Raw genomic sequence first — 14351 nt, 5'->3', positions numbered from 1 at the left:
GCTCCGCTTCGGTATGAAGCGCCTATTCTCACCATTTGCAGCCGTGCCAGAAGGATGTGCCAGCCCGGGAAAAAGAGCCCTCACATTGGCGTGCGTTTTTGATTCAGGCGCCTAATATCGGAAGCCGGTCACCAAACTGCAGCAGCAGCCGGATATGAGCACAGAACCCAACCTCTTACGTCGCCACCTGGTGGCGGCTGCGATCGCCAGCCCGATAGCGCTACTTACCGCGCCGGCGATCGCCAGTGCATCACAAGCGAATCCGTCGAGAAAACGGGATTGGCGGGCAGTGATTTTGGATCGCGATCGTTACCTGTACCTGGAGCGACCTCAGGCAGGGGAAAGAGCTACGTTCTGCTACTACCGCAGGGATCAAGGCTGGGATCAACGGGGTTATGCCATTGCCTGCACGTTGCTGCGTGACGTCGAGTCAAAGCGCACTGTGAGCATGAATCCAAAAATCATAGATTTGCTCTATATAATTCAGGCTTATTTGAGGCTCAATAATTACCCGTACCAGATATTGGTGAATAGCGGCTTTCGAACGGCGGCCTATAACGCTTCGCTCGAAGGTGCGGCAAAGAACTCCATGCATATCCATGCCTGCGCCGCAGACATCCGAATCCCGGGATTGGGAACTGAGCAACTGGCAAAGCTGGCGAAAGCCATCGGCGTCGGCGGCGTTGGCGTCTACCCCAGCAAAGAATTTATCCATGTGGATATTGGAAAGGTTCGATCCTGGCGTGTGGCAATGCTGGAACCCGACCAGGAAGACTGGTTGGCCATGTACTCAGAACCAGAAATAGATCAGGCGCTGTCCGTATGGGATGCGCCTGAGGCTGGCAGGATTATCTACGCCTGAGGGTCAAATCTGCCGGATCTGAATTTCAACACGACGGTTCTTGGCTCGGCCCGCCGGGGTGTCGTTGCTTGCCACGGGCATCGCAGGACCAACACCTCGTACAGCAATAGCCTGTCCGTCAACACCCGAAGCATTCAGGAACTGAGCCACAGACTGTGCCCGGGAATAACTCAGTAGCTGATTCAGCTTCTGCCCACCGGTGGAATCGGTGTGCCCAGTCACTTCAAGTCGGATACCTGGTTGGGCCTTCACTGAGTCAGCAACACTCTTCAGCCCCCGGAACGACGCGCTCTCTAGATCTGCGGAGCCAGTCGCGAAAGCGATATCGGCAGGGGCCTGGATCGTCAACATCCCACGGCCGGTGGCTGGATCGATGTTCTGAGTCACTTCCATGCCGGTGCCTTTGAGGTCGGCCTTCAGTTTTTCGGCGCGGCGATCCATGTAGTAACCCGTACCGCCGCCAATTGCTGCACCGGTAGCTGCGCCGATCAGGAACGACTCTGGGCTTCGGCCGATTGCTACGCCCACGATGCCGCCCGCAACAGAACCGATACCGGCACCTATCGCCGTGCGGTTGAACTCGCGCTCACCAGTTTGGGGATTTACAGCGCAGCCAGTGATTACGGCAAGGGAGAGAGCGAGGACAGCGATTTTAAGAAGATTGAACATTGGAAGACTCCTTGTTTGGGTGAAACAAGTGTCGGTCTCACAACGCCGTGCCAGAAGGGGGGGGAGGGGCAACTCAGATCTATCGTGGTGAGGATTACTCCACGATTCGAGGTATTTAGAATGGATGAATTCCAGCTACAGCGTTACCTGGCCAGACATTCGCTTTGTAGGCAGTCTCATGGCGTGGAATTGTGTAAACGTCGCGTTCGATTTCTGAACTGACAGGGATAGTGAGGATTGGCTCACGATTCATGGTCAGAAGGCACTGGCCAAACGACATACTGGTTTTGTGGGCGGCTCCAGGCCCACACGGGCCCGGGTATCAGTAGCGATGGATGAGGCCGAAGTGAGGTATTTGCAGGGGCCAGATCACACTACATGCTCAGGCAGTAGGGCATCAGAGAATGAAACATCGATCTTCAGGACGTCCTGTCTGTCGTCGATCTTCACCCGCGAAAGCTGTCCGCTTGAGTCACGAAAGTGCAGGTTCATCACCGTACCGCTGGGCTCATCCGTCACGTCCATAGTGAAAGCTTGACCACGTTCTTGGAGTTGTAGCCGTGTAAGGTCGATCAGGGTCCGGGCTCGACTATGAAGGCGACGCCACTTGAGGTGATCTTTAATGTAGGGCGCGAAAATGTAGTACGACGCACCAAAGACCAAAGCAACAGTAACGCCGGCAAGGACGTAGGTAGATACCTGACCTTCGATTGCGAGGTAAGACACACACTTCAGAAATACCGCGAACCAGAAACACAACAGCGCTATGTACCAGTTGCTATATGCCGGTGAAAACGGTTGATCACGTACATCAAGCCCAGCTTCGTCCGACTCTTCGTCGAGCGAAGCGTACATTTCGTAGTTCTTGTTTACGTACGCAAGTAACTCACGTCTTTTCATTCAGTTTCTACCTCAGGGAATCAGAAAGCTTGGAGGGGGATTGTGATGAAGCCTCAGGAACCAGGTCAATCTTCCCGCTATGCACGTCGTTCAAGCCCGACGCTCGCGCAGGTCCTTAGCGTGTTGCATGATCGAAATCACCGTGGGATTCAGGGCGATGTAGTCCATCCCCCGCGTCGCCATCACGTACAAGAGGTTAACTTCATCATCGAACTTGGCCGGGTCTTTCTTGGCGTCTTCGGCAAGGGGATCGAACGTGAAGTCGTCGCCAAGCTGAACCGCCGACCACTCCAGTCCTTTACTTTTATGGCCAGTCGAAAGCGTGACAGTCGCTTCCAGCTCGTCAACCACCGTGCACGCCTCAAGGCTTTTTATCAGGTCCGGAAGACTAGAGCCGTAACTGTCGAGGATCTTGATCGAACGCATCATCTCGTTGTCGGAGGTAGCGTCGGCTATCTCGCGATAGGTGGCGAAATCAGCGTAATCCTTAGTCAGTTGATAGCCTTTGATCCGGTCCAGCTGCTTACTTGAAAACCAATAGAGGTCCAAGATCGATTGAAGTTGGTATCCCTTGATTCCACCGACCCAATAGAGCTTTTCAGCAGGCCGCGTGCTGGATTTATCAGCGGGATTAGGTAGGCATGACAACGCTCTATCAATGACCCCTGCCAGCGTTCTACACAGATAAGTGCGATGCTCCAGACCATCGGGCAGCGACGACTTGATCTTGGTTTGTGGGCCAAAACCTTGCAGCGTTCTCCGCTCGCCTTTAAGAGCCAGGATTGCATTCGCAACGTGTGCCGCACCAAAGCCAAAGCGCCAGGACTGCGTCAAGAAATGGTCCTCTGCTTCCCGGAGCCATGGTTCCTCCAGCGCGTTCTCGGCACCACGGAATCGATAGAGCTGCTGGTGGCGATCGCCCACTATCAGCACTTTACAGCCGAGCAAGTACTGGGCCCGAACAAAGGCAGTCATGACCTTATTTGTGTCCTGACCTTCGTCCAGCATGATCGTCCCGAATTTGCGGGATAGGTTTGGCTCCGACAGCAACCAGAGCTTCAAATACCCGTCGTGTATCATGGGCAGCTCGCTGTCATTGATGTCGATCATCTTCTGCCACATGTTGGTGGCATGGATGACGACTTCATTCACCTGCGCTTGTTGGCGGGAGTTCCTGGGGCCTTTGAATCGCGGGAAATGGATCGCGTTAATTTCGGTATCAATCGAGCAGAGGAACGCGTTGATGGTTCCTACTACGTCTTTCACCATTTCCCAGTTTCGTGTTCGCATTGCCCTGGCCACGTCAGTCAGGCGCAGATTGTCCGCACGCTTGTGCTGGTATCGGCTCCCCATTGGTCCGAAGGCCAAACTGTGGGATGTCGTGCACGTCACGTTATCGGGGAAACGACGTTTTGCAGCTTCTGCGACGGAGGTGTTGTAGGCGATATAGAGGATTTTTTCCTCATAGTGGTGCTGGGCATACCCCACGAGGGTCGACGTCTTGCCGGTACCAGCAAATGCCTGCACGCGAATCAATCTCGCGAGAGAGGTGATTACTGGGTATTGCTCGTGGGTCCAGTTCATGGGCGCATCCAATGGCGTTAGTCGCGCCAGAATCAAAAAGTAAAGCTTATCGAACCTGGCGACCAGATACCCGCCATATTGGGCCCGGGAAAGTCGTGCCAGAACCAACCTTTACTGCAGGTCTGAAGGCCAGGCGCAGTCGTAGGGGGTTAGGTCGAAGTCTTGCCCGTTCGGGCTACAGAAGTCGGCCTGGCGATCACTGTTATCGAGGGCTGCGGTGAGAGCCGGCACGACCTTGCTGTACATGCTCGCTGAGGTACCATCCACGGAATGAGCTCCGGCCCTTGCGCACAAATCAATTCGCTTAGCCGAGTTGACCCTGCCCACATGGAGATAACAATTGCGGCGTCGGGCGAGGACTGCCCAAGAATGAACGGTTTTCAGCTTCCAAGATGTGTCGCCACCGACGAACAAACCGACCGCCGGTGAAAGGTGCTCTCTTACGTCATCAGGCTTGATACCGTTTTGCGTAGCGATCAAGAGCTTTGCCGGACTACCCTTGAGCCGATCCAGCCATTTCAGACTGAACTCCAGCGAAGCCAATCCGCCACATACGATATCAGGCACAACGACGAAATCGGCCGCCTCGCCCAGTCGTTCAAATGCTTTCTGAAACGCGTAGTCATCGAACGGCTGCCCCGATGTGAAGGCAGACCACGCACCATTGTCGAGGCAGTACTTGAAACCCTCCGTGCGCAGGACGCCTTTAGCGGAGACCAGCAAGCGCCATCCATTTTTCCGCATCGCTTCCAGGTTCCGCTTCGTGCCGGTCCGACTTGCGTAGGCAATCATCGGCGTCCGATTGATTGCGATTCGTTCCTCAATCTCGGGATCAGTATCAGCGCTCCCGTCGGTTGCATAATAATCGGCGTAGGCCATGACGCTCTGTGCGTAGCCATTGCGTGTGCCTTCGGTGTAGGGGCGCATCCAGGCAGGCTGGTGGAAGTTGCACGCAGTGTCGTTGGCTGAGGAGGAGAGAAGCTCAACCGATGCGAGTTGCTGGGTATCGTTGCTGGCTTGATTCATGATGATCACCACTGATTTGAGGTGACCATCATTTCCATGGCGGGACCGTGCCAGAAGCCCATTCGCTATCGATTGAAACGCCGATTCCACTCTTGCTCAACCTGCTCCGGGACCCGGGCAAAATCCTTCAAGTCGGCAATGGTGAGCGCTTTGGAGAACGCCCGCATCTGAAACGACTGGGATGGATACGACTTGGCGGTATAGCTGGGTTTGAGCCAATTCAGCGCCTGGGCCAAGTTGTGAAAGCGGTGAAGGCCCTGATAGCCGAGCTGGGGACCGATCACCACCGCCGTGATGCGCTGACGGTCGCGGGGGGAGATCGAATCCAGAAGCGTGATCAAGGGGCTTTGCGGGGATGCTGGGGTCGGTAATGCACCCGTAGCTTGGAAACGCATCATATCCCGCGGGTTGCGAAGCATGAGTTGGATGGCGCGGTTTGTGGACATGGGCCTTACTCCTGATGAGCATTCATTGTTGCCGGGGACCCGCAGTGCCAGAAGCACAACGTCAGGAGTGCAGCGGCTCATCACTGGAGCCCTGTACCAAGCTGAGGGCATCAAGCGGCATAGTCTTGAGCAGGGACTGACCAGAGAGGTTCTTTCCGTAGTTGCATCGCACCCAGATCCCTTTTGGGGACCCCCATAAGCGAATCACAACGGCGTGCTTACTGGGTCCCGAGTTACCGTAAAAGTTCCACGTCTGAACGGCCAGCTTCCTGCGTAGATTACCGCCGGCGAGCGGCGGAAGGTCCAGATGAGGATATGAAGGGTTTACGCGGCGGACTTCGCATTGAGCAGGCTACTGCGCACCAGCTGCTGCGCTTCGTCCCATTGTTCCCGGTTGAGTTTTTTGCGGTTGACTGGAGAGTAGTACCGTTTGAATGGACAGTACTGATCGGCGTATAGCTTGTAGCGCCCGAGGTTGATGATCCCCGTTTCCAGATTGATCGAGGTCACCCACCACACCTGCAAACCTTCATGTCGGGGCATCAGCGGGTCATTGTCATCACCGACCAGGAACACGGCGATATCAGCAGCAACGCGAATCTCAGCCTGCACGTCGCTGGCGGACGTTCCGGCGTGTGCTGCCTTCATTGGTTTAACACCGTGGGCCTTTTCCCACATCTGGGCGTAGCTGCCGCCAGTGAGGCAAGCCAGCCTGTAAAAGGAATCATTGAGCGGGCGGAACACACCAACCGAAGACGTGATGGAAAGCGCACGCAGCGTGGCCGCGTCATCCGGCATGAACGCCATCTTGGTTTTAATCGCCGTCATGAGCAGGTTGTTCAAGGTCTCAGAGCGAAGGCGCGGGCCGATGGACTTTGCAAAACCGTCTGCCGCCGCCTGCATGAAGCACACTCCGGCAGAAACGTTCGAATTAGTCATGATTAATCTCCTGGGTCGGGGTTGGATTCAGGCGAAAGCGGGGAAGCGGTTGGGATTGAGCTGGCCCGTGACTTCGAATGTGCCTTCGTGGGAAAACACATTTACGTCCAACCCATATGGAAACGGCTGACCGGCCTTCACAATGCGAATGCGCCAATTGCCGCCGCTGGTGTCTTGGCAGTTAAAAACCGTCCCTTCGACTTCGGCCTTGAGGCCGGACTGGTCAAAGGGTGTGAACTTCACACGATCGAGGGGTTGGACCGGGCAAAACCCGCGAAGAGGGAGTTGGTTGGCGATAGACGCGGAGGTTTGAATCTGCATGGAGTGGCTCCTGAGTTGATGGAGCCATCTTCCAGTGGCTGCAGTTGTGCCAGTAGCCGGCCAGAACAATTAGATAAACAGGAACATTTGCTGTTGCGGTGTCAGGTCCCGAGATGGAATCAAGGCAGCGCGCTCGTCATCCACACCGGGGAGGGACAGCGCCGCGTCTTGTGCATGAATGCTCGCCGGCATTACCTCGGCCAACCGCGCCAGAATCGCCTGTGGGTCGCTCAGCAGCGGCTGGAGCCCGTGCCGCCAGACCTGGTTAGACACGCGCAGAATTCGGTCGAGTTCGCCGTGGGTCCCCTTGTAGAGGTGCACCATGCCGTAGGACAGCATGTAGTGAACTGCCGACGACGGGTAGGTGTTGAAACTGTACTTCTTGAGCGCGTAGTCCCGTTCAAAATCCATGAACATCGCGATGCCTTCATCGTCGAAGCCCCAGTCCTCTCCAACGTTGACGTCAGAGACAATCATCCCGCTCTTCGTTGTAGTCAGCGGCATTGCATCCGACACCGCGTGCTCAAGACTCTGCAGCCCGTTGGTTGGCCCGAAGTACTCGTGATCGGCGAATGGTGCCCGGGCACGGAAGGCGACATCGGCCTGGGTGAACTTTGGAATGGTGTCCAAAGATGGGACTTCGTAGCGAGCGCCACCCTCATAAATTTCGACGTAGGTTCGCAGTGCGGTGAAGGAATTTTGATACCCGTAGCGACCCCAGAGAAAGTCGATCGCAAGGATCTGCTTCTCGTCGAGGATGGTGAAGCGCGGTGCGATGCCCAGCGCCTGCGACGCCAATTCCTCGTCACGTTGAGCAGTCAGCATAAGTCTGAGCAGCTCCAGGGTGAAGGCCGGTGAGTACGAGTTCGGTTTCACATCAATCTGACCATCCTCCCCCAATGTACGGCCGATCCAGCAACGAGCGCTCGGATCGTAGTGGCGCTTCATGAGGTAATTCCGAATGTCGTTTAGCGGTTTCAGCCAAAGGAAATTTTGCTCCTCATGGGCAAGCATTGCTTCAGCACTATGGTCTGAAGAAACCCGAGTACAGCCCCAGCATCCGGTACGATTTCCGCATGGTGGCCGAGCTGTTTCCCTCTGCGCAATGAACACCGAAACCATGCAATCGCCGCCATTCATCGAGCGATATACGTCGACCAACGCTTCAAATTTATCGTCCGTGTAGGACTCAATCTTTCCGGCTCGGACACGGCCCAGGTACTCGAAGATTTCCATTGTCGTGAAATCTGCAATCGGGCTGAGCACCAATTCACCGCTGCCAGTCATGGCTTCCACTGCATCCGTAGCACTTTCACCGCGAGACTCCATACGAGCGGCACGCACGGCGCTTTCATCACGACGCGTACCGATCAGGCTAACGATGTTTGCCTGGTTCGGTTTGACACCTTCCTTCTGGGCAACCCACTTCCGGATTTTGGTTCTGAGTTGGGAAAGGGGTTGTGATTTTGTCATCTGCTGGCACTTGCTGACCGCCCCAACTGAAGCAATAGTCCGCCCTCCAATGACGCTAACCCAATAGTCGTTCGACAAACCAGGTCGGGCCACATACACCTCAGTTGGGATGCCGGCCTTTTTGGCATAGCTGCGGATCTGACGAATCTGATGCTTGTTGAAGCTGTGAATCACCGGATTTTCCATTCGAGTATCCGAGTGCACCACAAACAACATCGGCAAGATATGACCTTCAGCCTTCAACTCGCGCAGGGCTGTGAAGGTCAGGTTCAGTGTGACGGATGAGTCCTTGCCTCCCGACCAGGCCACTGTCAAATATCGCTTGTACTCGATTACCTGAGCCTTGATGGCGTCGATCGCGATTCGGATTTTCTGGTCCAGGGTCAGCTTCGTTTCAGGCTCGGCCACTGCCACAGCCATAGCCACGGAAGGGGCTGCCGGTGCGAAAAGGCCGATCTGAACAAGGGAGGCATCTGTTGCGATGATGTTTTGTGGCTGGCTCATGCTGGCAGTCCTGCTGCTCGAATTCATGGAGCCATGGTCGGGGGGAGGGGTGCGTGCCACCAGCAAGGGCATAAGGAAAAAAGAGGGGATTGCTCAGGAGTCTACGGTGTCAATAAACAACACGCTGTGCGCCCAGATCCGTCGTTGAAGTGCCCGCTTCGACAAAACCGGCAGGCGCCTGGTACCGGACCCATTGAACCAGGTGGGGGGCTAGTGAAACGCCGAATCTTGCATCCGCTGAAATGTAAAAAACCACGGCGTCGGGATTGAGCCGTTGAAGAGCCTCCAGCGCATCGGACGGTATGGCTGGGGCCGTGGGCATTCCCATCATTGGCCGGTGCCCTTTAAGGCTGATATGCGCTCCTGGGCCTGAGTAACAAAAACAATTCCGTCTGGCGTGGACAGCCACTCAAAAAAGCCAAACGCCATTTCGCCGTCCTGGCAATTGCGGAGCGGTAGGATCTCGTCCGGTGATGGATGCCAGAAATCGACATCGTCTTCCTCACCAACTCCTTCAATGGCGCTGCGAACATGCGTTTGCCCGGCGGTGGTACCCAGCCATTGGGCCAATGTTGAACAGACCGTGAGCAGGCGCTCGTTCGTTATATCTCCCGGGTAAATCTCTTCGGGCACTCCCGCACGGGTGATGACTCCTTGCCATGCCAATGAAAAGATCTGCTCGGCGTAGTTCGCCTCGTCATCGAGCCGTGAAGCATGGATTCCGTTGGCAGCGCCCTGCATCAGAAATCCACCAGATAATGTTCAGGCCCAATCTTGGCCGGGGAAATGCGCTGCATCATCCACGTCTGGCGCATCAGCTGCCCATCAATGATTTTCCAGTCTTTGCCCAGCAGCGAGGCCTTTCTTCGCTCCGAATACTTGGCCACTTCCTCGGCGGAGGGAACGCCTGGCAGACCGCCAGCGAGGCGCATATCAAGTTGCTTTCGGTATTCGTCGATTTTTTGTCGGGCGGCACCTTGGTGGAAGCGGGAGTGAGCAGTTAATCCAGTGCTCGTATGTTCATACAGCCAAAGATCGACCATCTGCGCTTCGGAAAGGCTGGTGGCGTTATCCAGCCAACGAGCCCACTCATGCGCTAGCGCATCACACTCGGCCTGTACAAGTTCTGGCGTTGTCAGGCGAGGAACATCCTTCCGATGCCAGCAAACCAATGTGGCTCCAGTTTCGCTAGCCGGGACCGTGCACCCCCATACCCGCCAAACAAAGCCCAGTTCCTGCCAACGAGGATAGGTCACCGTCATTTCCCGAGTCCCATGGCCAGAAAGGACTGTCCAGACATCCTGGCGAATGAGTACGGACTTACCGGAGTGCCACTCGACATCCCATGGTTCATCAAAGAGCTCATGTTTGAGGTCGCTCTCGACGACGTCATGCCATGGATAGCTGCTAGCCAGAGGAGGAGGGATGATGAGCGGGTCCTTACCCTCCTTCATGCGCTGATAAAGGCTGCTCTTGGAGAGCAGATGGTTTTCTTGCGCGCCGGCCAGGGCAACCACTGCACGATAGCGTTCAAGGATGGGATCGGTAGTAGAAGGCAATGCTTGGGACATGGTTTAAGTGCTGCCTGGATTCAGTTTCGGCCATTTTCCTTGGCCTGTGCCGTGCCACAAGCCAAAACAACCCCTAGTTTTTCACGGGCGGTTTGACGCCCCGCAGTTCGGGCAGCTGTGCCAGAACTGAAATTCGGAAAGGAATCGCCGGCAGCCGCTACAGGTGTGGCGCGGTTTGATGACTGGACGCTTGATGAGGGCAATGTCGGTCCCTGCCAACGCCTGGGCAATGTTCAACTCAAGTTCGTTTGCGACCTTGCGGGCCTTGTCGTCGATATAGGCTTTGGGCCAGATCGTACGGCTGTTTTCCCGGTCAACGGTGCCATACCGAGAGAATGCTTCGGCAAGTGTGAGTACCTGCGCCCGGTCAAGATTGGCATCAAAGCCGCCATCCGCGGTTTCCCAGAACAGATCGTTTCCATCCCATTTGCGCGCCAGCTGGACGTAGCAAGGCGTGTTCTCTGGAAGTGCGGAAAGGTCCTGATCTCGAACGTATTGGCAATCCACGGCCGTGTGCGCTTTGGGGTAAACGAATTCGACCGGCCAGGGAATGAAGGCCTCGCGCTCCTGGTGATGAGCGACGGCCTCTTCCCGGGTGAAGACTTTCGCCGCATCCAGGTCAGAGGTGTACGTGCCCTGTCCCCACCAAGTGATTCGTGTTCCAAGCTTGGCTTCGGAGTTCTGCAGATAAAATCCGGTCATCCTTAAGTGTCCTGTGTGTTGCGCGCCGCAGCAGTTGGCGATCAACCGATTCATGTCCAGGTCCCCGCTGGGTGTTCGACCGCAAAAGGGAGAGCTGTCGGCTCAGTGGTGAATTGCACGACTCTGCTGCCGCCGGCGCTTGCGCTCACGGTTACGCCGGTACTCGTTGCGAAAGCCGCCGTGATTGCTATCCCAAAGCTTGGTTGCCAGCCCGCGCAGCGCTCGGGTCAGTTGCTCCGCGCCGACGCCCGGCATCAAAACCCGCGCCTCGGCCTTCAAGTCATCAACGGTGCGGATCGCCCCGGTGCTAGACAACCGGAAAAGGTTTTCGACGACCTCAATGTCCTCAAGTGAATCCATGCTCGATAAGCTCCGTTATTTCGGTTTCCATGTTTCTGCGGGCCAAGTCCTCCCAGGCCAGCTGAATTTGGCGGTGGACGTATATCGTCGGCCTGGCCAGGAACTGCTTGAGTACCCCGATGCGGCCCTGCACAAATTGCTCGTCTGGGAACGCAGCGTATTCCTTCCGAACCGCCCGGGTGTAGGACACATATTCGGTCCAAGGGAGGGCGAGCACTGAGAGATCAATGTCCACTAAAAGCCCGGTGTCGTCCGGTTGAGCGCCACTGGTGTGCTGGGTAGCCATTATGAGTTGGCGCACCTGGTCAATACGGCTCTGCAGGCCAGCTTGGGACAACAGCATTTCTGCCACATCGGCGCTGCGCTCTTCATTGTCGTCGCGCAGAGGATCGTAGGCCGCGTCGTGCAGCCAAATCGATAGTTCGACCGCTACAGGATCGGCGGAGAGCGATTTGAACAGGTCAAAGTTACTAAGACACGCGACGATGTGCCTGGCCGTGTGATAACGGCGGTGGGGCTCGGCATACAGGCAGGTGAGTAACTCAAAACTCGCCCCTGGTGAGTCAGAACCCAGTGACAGCCAAAGGGCATCCCAACGGGCGCGATCCAGCAGATGTGCTCTCATGGCAGACTCCAAGATGGGTTTCTTACTGCTCGGCCGGCAAAACATTGCCCGAAGAGTCGTAGAACGTAGTGAGGTTGACTGCGTTTCGCTCGGAGTCCGCGTAGGCATTTCGCCAGATCACTTCCGGTACCCGGATCTCAAGCTGCTCCGCTACCCGGCGAAAATAGGTTAGTTCCTCAGGATGCCCAACATCGTAGAGATTGCTGTACACAACCCCTTCGTCGTCATCGGCCAGCTTCTCGGTATCTGCTTTCAGCACCACCATGTAGAAGCCTTTCATTGGCCGGTCCCACCCGATCTGGACGCGGACACGGCACTGGGTTTGAACATGGAATGTCGTGAAGATGTGCTGGCTCAAGAATGCCTCCTGCTTTGGTAATGATGCCAGCCTACCGCGGGCGCTCAGTCTCGCAAGCCAAAGTGGGCTTGGAAACGCCGAGGCCAGTCGCCGTCACTACCGCACCGGCGAAGAAGGCCAGAACCAGCGAGCCCCACCCGAAGAAATTGGTGATGGCCCCTTCCACTACGCCGCCATAGGCCAGAGTGAAGCCTTGCAGCGCGATCGCGCCAAGGACCAGTAGGACAACAACCAGAGTGCTGAAGAATTTCGACATGGGAAGCTCCTGTGATGATGTCTCATTCTCCCCGGCGCTGGCTGTGCCAGAAGCACTGCCAGCAAAAGGAAGCTAAAAGTCAGGCTGCTTTTACGGTAGGAGCGGCGGCGACGGCGGCAAGCCCCAGTGCTTCAATGCGATGCATCAGGTGTTTTTCCCAGTTAGCCCCCGACTTGTCGGCCAGGATCTGTTTCATCTGCCCGATCAACTCGCCGACGCTCATCAGGTCAGCAGCCTGGTACTCGCAACTGGCGGCTTCTGCCATCGAGAAGGCCACTACAGTGCCGTCCGGTTTTTGTGATTGGGGGATGACGGGGGAGGATTGCCATTGGGCGTCACGGTGGAAAGCCAGCCCGCCAACATCAGACATGGCTGCTGAGTGGCCCAAAGAGTTGCGCCCCCAGAGCGTATCGACCAGAAGCAGGATCTGCTCGGGGCAAGCCTTGGTGAGACTGCCGGTGCCGTTAAAGACAGCGCCCTTACCATCAAAGTTGGCAACAGCGTAAACGCCGTGCGGTGTGCTCATCCAAACTGTGCCGGGGGCTTTCATCTGCTCAGCGCGCTCAATAATGCGCGGGAGAGTGGTGCTGATTTCGACATCGGCTTTGTGGTAATCAGTGCCCACGACGAATGTATGAGGTTTACTTATTTGGTACAGACCCATGATGAGCTCCGGCTCGTTTTCGATGGGTCCATTGTGTTTGAGCTGGATTGTGCCACCAGCAGCGTGAACTACTTAGAGACGTGAATGGCATAGACCGCCACTGGATCGGGACCAAAATGATCATGGGTTACCATGATCTTTTCAAACCCGCGCCAGGGCCTGAAAATCTCACGCGAAGCATCCCCCTTCTTGGGATAGCCCCAGGCAATACGGACCAGATCATAGGTTCGACTCTCAAGGCGCCTACGCCAGTACTCGGTCTGCAGCCTGTACTCGAAAGGCTTTCGTTCCTCGCGGATATCGTGGAAATACTCGCCTATCAGGTTGAGGTTCAGAACTCTCACGCCAAAACCTCAAATGGGATGGGAACGAGGTCACCTTTCAGGTAGAGCGGATGACCTGGATAGACAGCGTTTGTGTGGAACAACTGCTTTGTGGTCATACGAATCCTCAAGGAACCACTCGTGAGCATCTAGCGCCCATCCCCCCAAAACTTCCATGCCAAAACCCGTAAGTTGGCAATGATAAGGCCGCAACCAACTGCCATGTAATCAGAGGTGTTGCCCAAAAGCATGGCGATCGTAGCCGTCGGAATAATCGACAGAACAAGGATGAGCGCCAGGCCTTGGTAGCTGCGAAGCCAAAAGTACTTGTCCCCTAGTTTCATGTTGCATCCTCGCAAATGAACCATTCGGTACGCGACACTGGCCGACGTAGCAAAAGTCATGGATCTGGACTGATTAGAATAGCGAACACGGATTCTACACGCGAATCGCCACAGCCCAGATTCAGACGACAGGAGAGCGGGGGACGCGGCCAGTTAACAACCTGATCGGGTGAATGGAAGCTTGTAGCGTTCGCAGTACTGCTCAGCATCTTCGGTTTTCGAAAACTCCGAAATCACGAAGCTGGGAGCGCTGGCGACTACCAGGACGAATTTTTCAGTGCACGCAAAGTGCGCGGGCGTCGGCTTGATCACCATCGGCGCTTGAACATCCAAGTAGCGTTTCAAATCGCGTACCGCTTCAGCATTGGTTTGGGATTTCATCATTACCTCTTGTAGGTGTGATTCGGGAGGTCAAGTTTCTGGT

19 protein-coding genes are annotated in these 14351 nt (G+C 55.9%); 1 reads left to right on the top strand and 18 read right to left on the bottom strand.

Annotation, left to right across the window (positions count from 1 at the left end; all coding sequences use genetic code 11):
• Positions 1-154: 154 nt before the first annotated feature.
• Positions 155-862 carry a YcbK family protein gene (locus QF010_RS03010; protein WP_429380516.1) on the top strand — a complete coding sequence of 236 codons (708 nt, stop codon included), beginning with the start codon at positions 155-157 and terminating at the stop codon, positions 860-862.
• 3 nt (positions 863-865) lie between these two features.
• Here the strand turns inward: QF010_RS03010 and QF010_RS03005 are convergent, their stop codons facing one another.
• The 18 genes from QF010_RS03005 to QF010_RS02920 form a co-directional block, all read right to left on the bottom strand.
• Positions 866-1531: a YiaD family glycine zipper/OmpA-like lipoprotein gene (locus QF010_RS03005; protein ID WP_429380518.1), complete on the bottom strand. Its 666-nt coding sequence runs from the start codon at positions 1529-1531 to the stop codon at positions 866-868.
• A gap of 369 nt (positions 1532-1900) precedes the next feature.
• A complete protein-coding gene (locus QF010_RS03000; protein WP_429380520.1) occupies positions 1901-2431 on the bottom strand; it encodes a hypothetical protein in 531 nt (176 codons plus the stop codon).
• A gap of 90 nt (positions 2432-2521) precedes the next feature.
• The gene (locus QF010_RS02995; protein ID WP_429380522.1) at positions 2522-4015 is read right to left on the bottom strand and encodes a UvrD-helicase domain-containing protein; all 1494 of its coding nucleotides are present in this window, start codon (positions 4013-4015) and stop codon (positions 2522-2524) included.
• 111 nt (positions 4016-4126) lie between these two features.
• Positions 4127-5041 (bottom strand): hypothetical protein, encoded by a 915-nt coding sequence (locus QF010_RS02990; RefSeq protein ID WP_429380524.1) that lies wholly within the window; start codon positions 5039-5041, stop codon positions 4127-4129.
• 65 nt (positions 5042-5106) lie between these two features.
• Entirely contained in the window at positions 5107-5487 is a 381-nt protein-coding gene (locus QF010_RS02985; RefSeq protein WP_429380526.1) for a hypothetical protein, read from the bottom strand.
• Positions 5488-5811: 324 nt separating this feature from the next.
• The gene (locus QF010_RS02980) at positions 5812-6426 is read right to left on the bottom strand and encodes a hypothetical protein (protein ID WP_429380528.1); all 615 of its coding nucleotides are present in this window, start codon (positions 6424-6426) and stop codon (positions 5812-5814) included.
• A gap of 27 nt (positions 6427-6453) precedes the next feature.
• The gene (locus QF010_RS02975) at positions 6454-6747 is read right to left on the bottom strand and encodes a hypothetical protein (protein WP_429380530.1); all 294 of its coding nucleotides are present in this window, start codon (positions 6745-6747) and stop codon (positions 6454-6456) included.
• A 69-nt stretch (positions 6748-6816) separates the two neighbouring features.
• A complete protein-coding gene (locus tag QF010_RS02970; RefSeq protein WP_429380532.1) occupies positions 6817-8724 on the bottom strand; it encodes a phosphoadenosine phosphosulfate reductase domain-containing protein in 1908 nt (635 codons plus the stop codon).
• A 327-nt stretch (positions 8725-9051) separates the two neighbouring features.
• Positions 9052-9465, bottom strand: coding sequence for a hypothetical protein (locus QF010_RS02965; RefSeq protein WP_429380534.1), 414 nt, complete (start codon positions 9463-9465; stop codon positions 9052-9054).
• Positions 9465-10295, bottom strand: a complete 831-nt coding sequence (locus QF010_RS02960; RefSeq protein WP_429380536.1) for a hypothetical protein — start codon at positions 10293-10295, stop codon at positions 9465-9467. The genes QF010_RS02965 and QF010_RS02960 overlap by 1 nt, the downstream gene beginning before the upstream one ends.
• Before the next feature lie 81 nt (positions 10296-10376).
• Entirely contained in the window at positions 10377-11051 is a 675-nt protein-coding gene (locus tag QF010_RS02955) for a hypothetical protein (protein ID WP_429380538.1), read from the bottom strand.
• 48 nt (positions 11052-11099) lie between these two features.
• Entirely contained in the window at positions 11100-11357 is a 258-nt protein-coding gene (locus tag QF010_RS02950; protein WP_429380540.1) for a hypothetical protein, read from the bottom strand.
• Positions 11344-11982 carry an HD domain-containing protein gene (locus tag QF010_RS02945; protein WP_429380542.1) on the bottom strand — a complete coding sequence of 213 codons (639 nt, stop codon included), beginning with the start codon at positions 11980-11982 and terminating at the stop codon, positions 11344-11346. The genes QF010_RS02950 and QF010_RS02945 overlap by 14 nt, the downstream gene beginning before the upstream one ends.
• 22 nt (positions 11983-12004) lie before the next feature.
• Positions 12005-12340, bottom strand: coding sequence for a hypothetical protein (locus QF010_RS02940; RefSeq protein ID WP_429380544.1), 336 nt, complete (start codon positions 12338-12340; stop codon positions 12005-12007).
• 31 nt (positions 12341-12371) lie between these two features.
• Entirely contained in the window at positions 12372-12596 is a 225-nt protein-coding gene (locus QF010_RS02935; protein ID WP_429380546.1) for a hypothetical protein, read from the bottom strand.
• Positions 12597-12675: 79 nt separating this feature from the next.
• Positions 12676-13260, bottom strand: coding sequence for a hypothetical protein (locus tag QF010_RS02930; protein WP_429380548.1), 585 nt, complete (start codon positions 13258-13260; stop codon positions 12676-12678).
• 68 nt (positions 13261-13328) lie between these two features.
• Positions 13329-13604: an ASCH domain-containing protein gene (locus tag QF010_RS02925; protein WP_429380550.1), complete on the bottom strand. Its 276-nt coding sequence runs from the start codon at positions 13602-13604 to the stop codon at positions 13329-13331.
• A gap of 476 nt (positions 13605-14080) precedes the next feature.
• Positions 14081-14308, bottom strand: a complete 228-nt coding sequence (locus QF010_RS02920) for a hypothetical protein (RefSeq protein ID WP_429380552.1) — start codon at positions 14306-14308, stop codon at positions 14081-14083.
• Between the last annotated feature and the right edge of the window lie 43 nt (positions 14309-14351).

This window comes from Pseudomonas silensiensis (assembly GCF_050434865.1).
GTDB classification, from domain to species: domain Bacteria; phylum Pseudomonadota; class Gammaproteobacteria; order Pseudomonadales; family Pseudomonadaceae; genus Aquipseudomonas; species Aquipseudomonas fluorescens_W.
The sequence above is the reverse complement of the archived record's forward strand: the minus strand, read 5'-3'. Positions and strand labels throughout refer to the sequence as shown.

Excerpts from the sequence above, each read along its gene's own strand:
- QF010_RS03010 (WP_429380516.1), top strand. The coding sequence starts at position 155 with ATGAGCACAGAACCCAACCTCTTACGTCGCCACCTGGTGGCGGCTGCG.
- QF010_RS03005 (WP_429380518.1), bottom strand. The coding sequence starts at position 1,531 with ATGTTCAATCTTCTTAAAATCGCTGTCCTCGCTCTCTCCCTTGCCGTA.
- QF010_RS03000 (WP_429380520.1), bottom strand. The coding sequence starts at position 2,431 with ATGAAAAGACGTGAGTTACTTGCGTACGTAAACAAGAACTACGAAATG.
- QF010_RS02995 (WP_429380522.1), bottom strand. The coding sequence starts at position 4,015 with ATGAACTGGACCCACGAGCAATACCCAGTAATCACCTCTCTCGCGAGA.
- QF010_RS02990 (WP_429380524.1), bottom strand. The coding sequence starts at position 5,041 with ATGAATCAAGCCAGCAACGATACCCAGCAACTCGCATCGGTTGAGCTT.
- QF010_RS02985 (WP_429380526.1), bottom strand. The coding sequence starts at position 5,487 with ATGTCCACAAACCGCGCCATCCAACTCATGCTTCGCAACCCGCGGGAT.
- QF010_RS02980 (WP_429380528.1), bottom strand. The coding sequence starts at position 6,426 with ATGACTAATTCGAACGTTTCTGCCGGAGTGTGCTTCATGCAGGCGGCG.
- QF010_RS02975 (WP_429380530.1), bottom strand. The coding sequence starts at position 6,747 with ATGCAGATTCAAACCTCCGCGTCTATCGCCAACCAACTCCCTCTTCGC.
- QF010_RS02970 (WP_429380532.1), bottom strand. The coding sequence starts at position 8,724 with ATGAGCCAGCCACAAAACATCATCGCAACAGATGCCTCCCTTGTTCAG.
- QF010_RS02965 (WP_429380534.1), bottom strand. The coding sequence starts at position 9,465 with ATGCAGGGCGCTGCCAACGGAATCCATGCTTCACGGCTCGATGACGAG.
- QF010_RS02960 (WP_429380536.1), bottom strand. The coding sequence starts at position 10,295 with ATGTCCCAAGCATTGCCTTCTACTACCGATCCCATCCTTGAACGCTAT.
- QF010_RS02955 (WP_429380538.1), bottom strand. The coding sequence starts at position 11,051 with ATGAATCGGTTGATCGCCAACTGCTGCGGCGCGCAACACACAGGACAC.
- QF010_RS02950 (WP_429380540.1), bottom strand. The coding sequence starts at position 11,357 with ATGGATTCACTTGAGGACATTGAGGTCGTCGAAAACCTTTTCCGGTTG.
- QF010_RS02945 (WP_429380542.1), bottom strand. The coding sequence starts at position 11,982 with ATGAGAGCACATCTGCTGGATCGCGCCCGTTGGGATGCCCTTTGGCTG.
- QF010_RS02935 (WP_429380546.1), bottom strand. The coding sequence starts at position 12,596 with ATGTCGAAATTCTTCAGCACTCTGGTTGTTGTCCTACTGGTCCTTGGC.
- QF010_RS02930 (WP_429380548.1), bottom strand. The coding sequence starts at position 13,260 with ATGGGTCTGTACCAAATAAGTAAACCTCATACATTCGTCGTGGGCACT.
- QF010_RS02920 (WP_429380552.1), bottom strand. The coding sequence starts at position 14,308 with ATGAAATCCCAAACCAATGCTGAAGCGGTACGCGATTTGAAACGCTAC.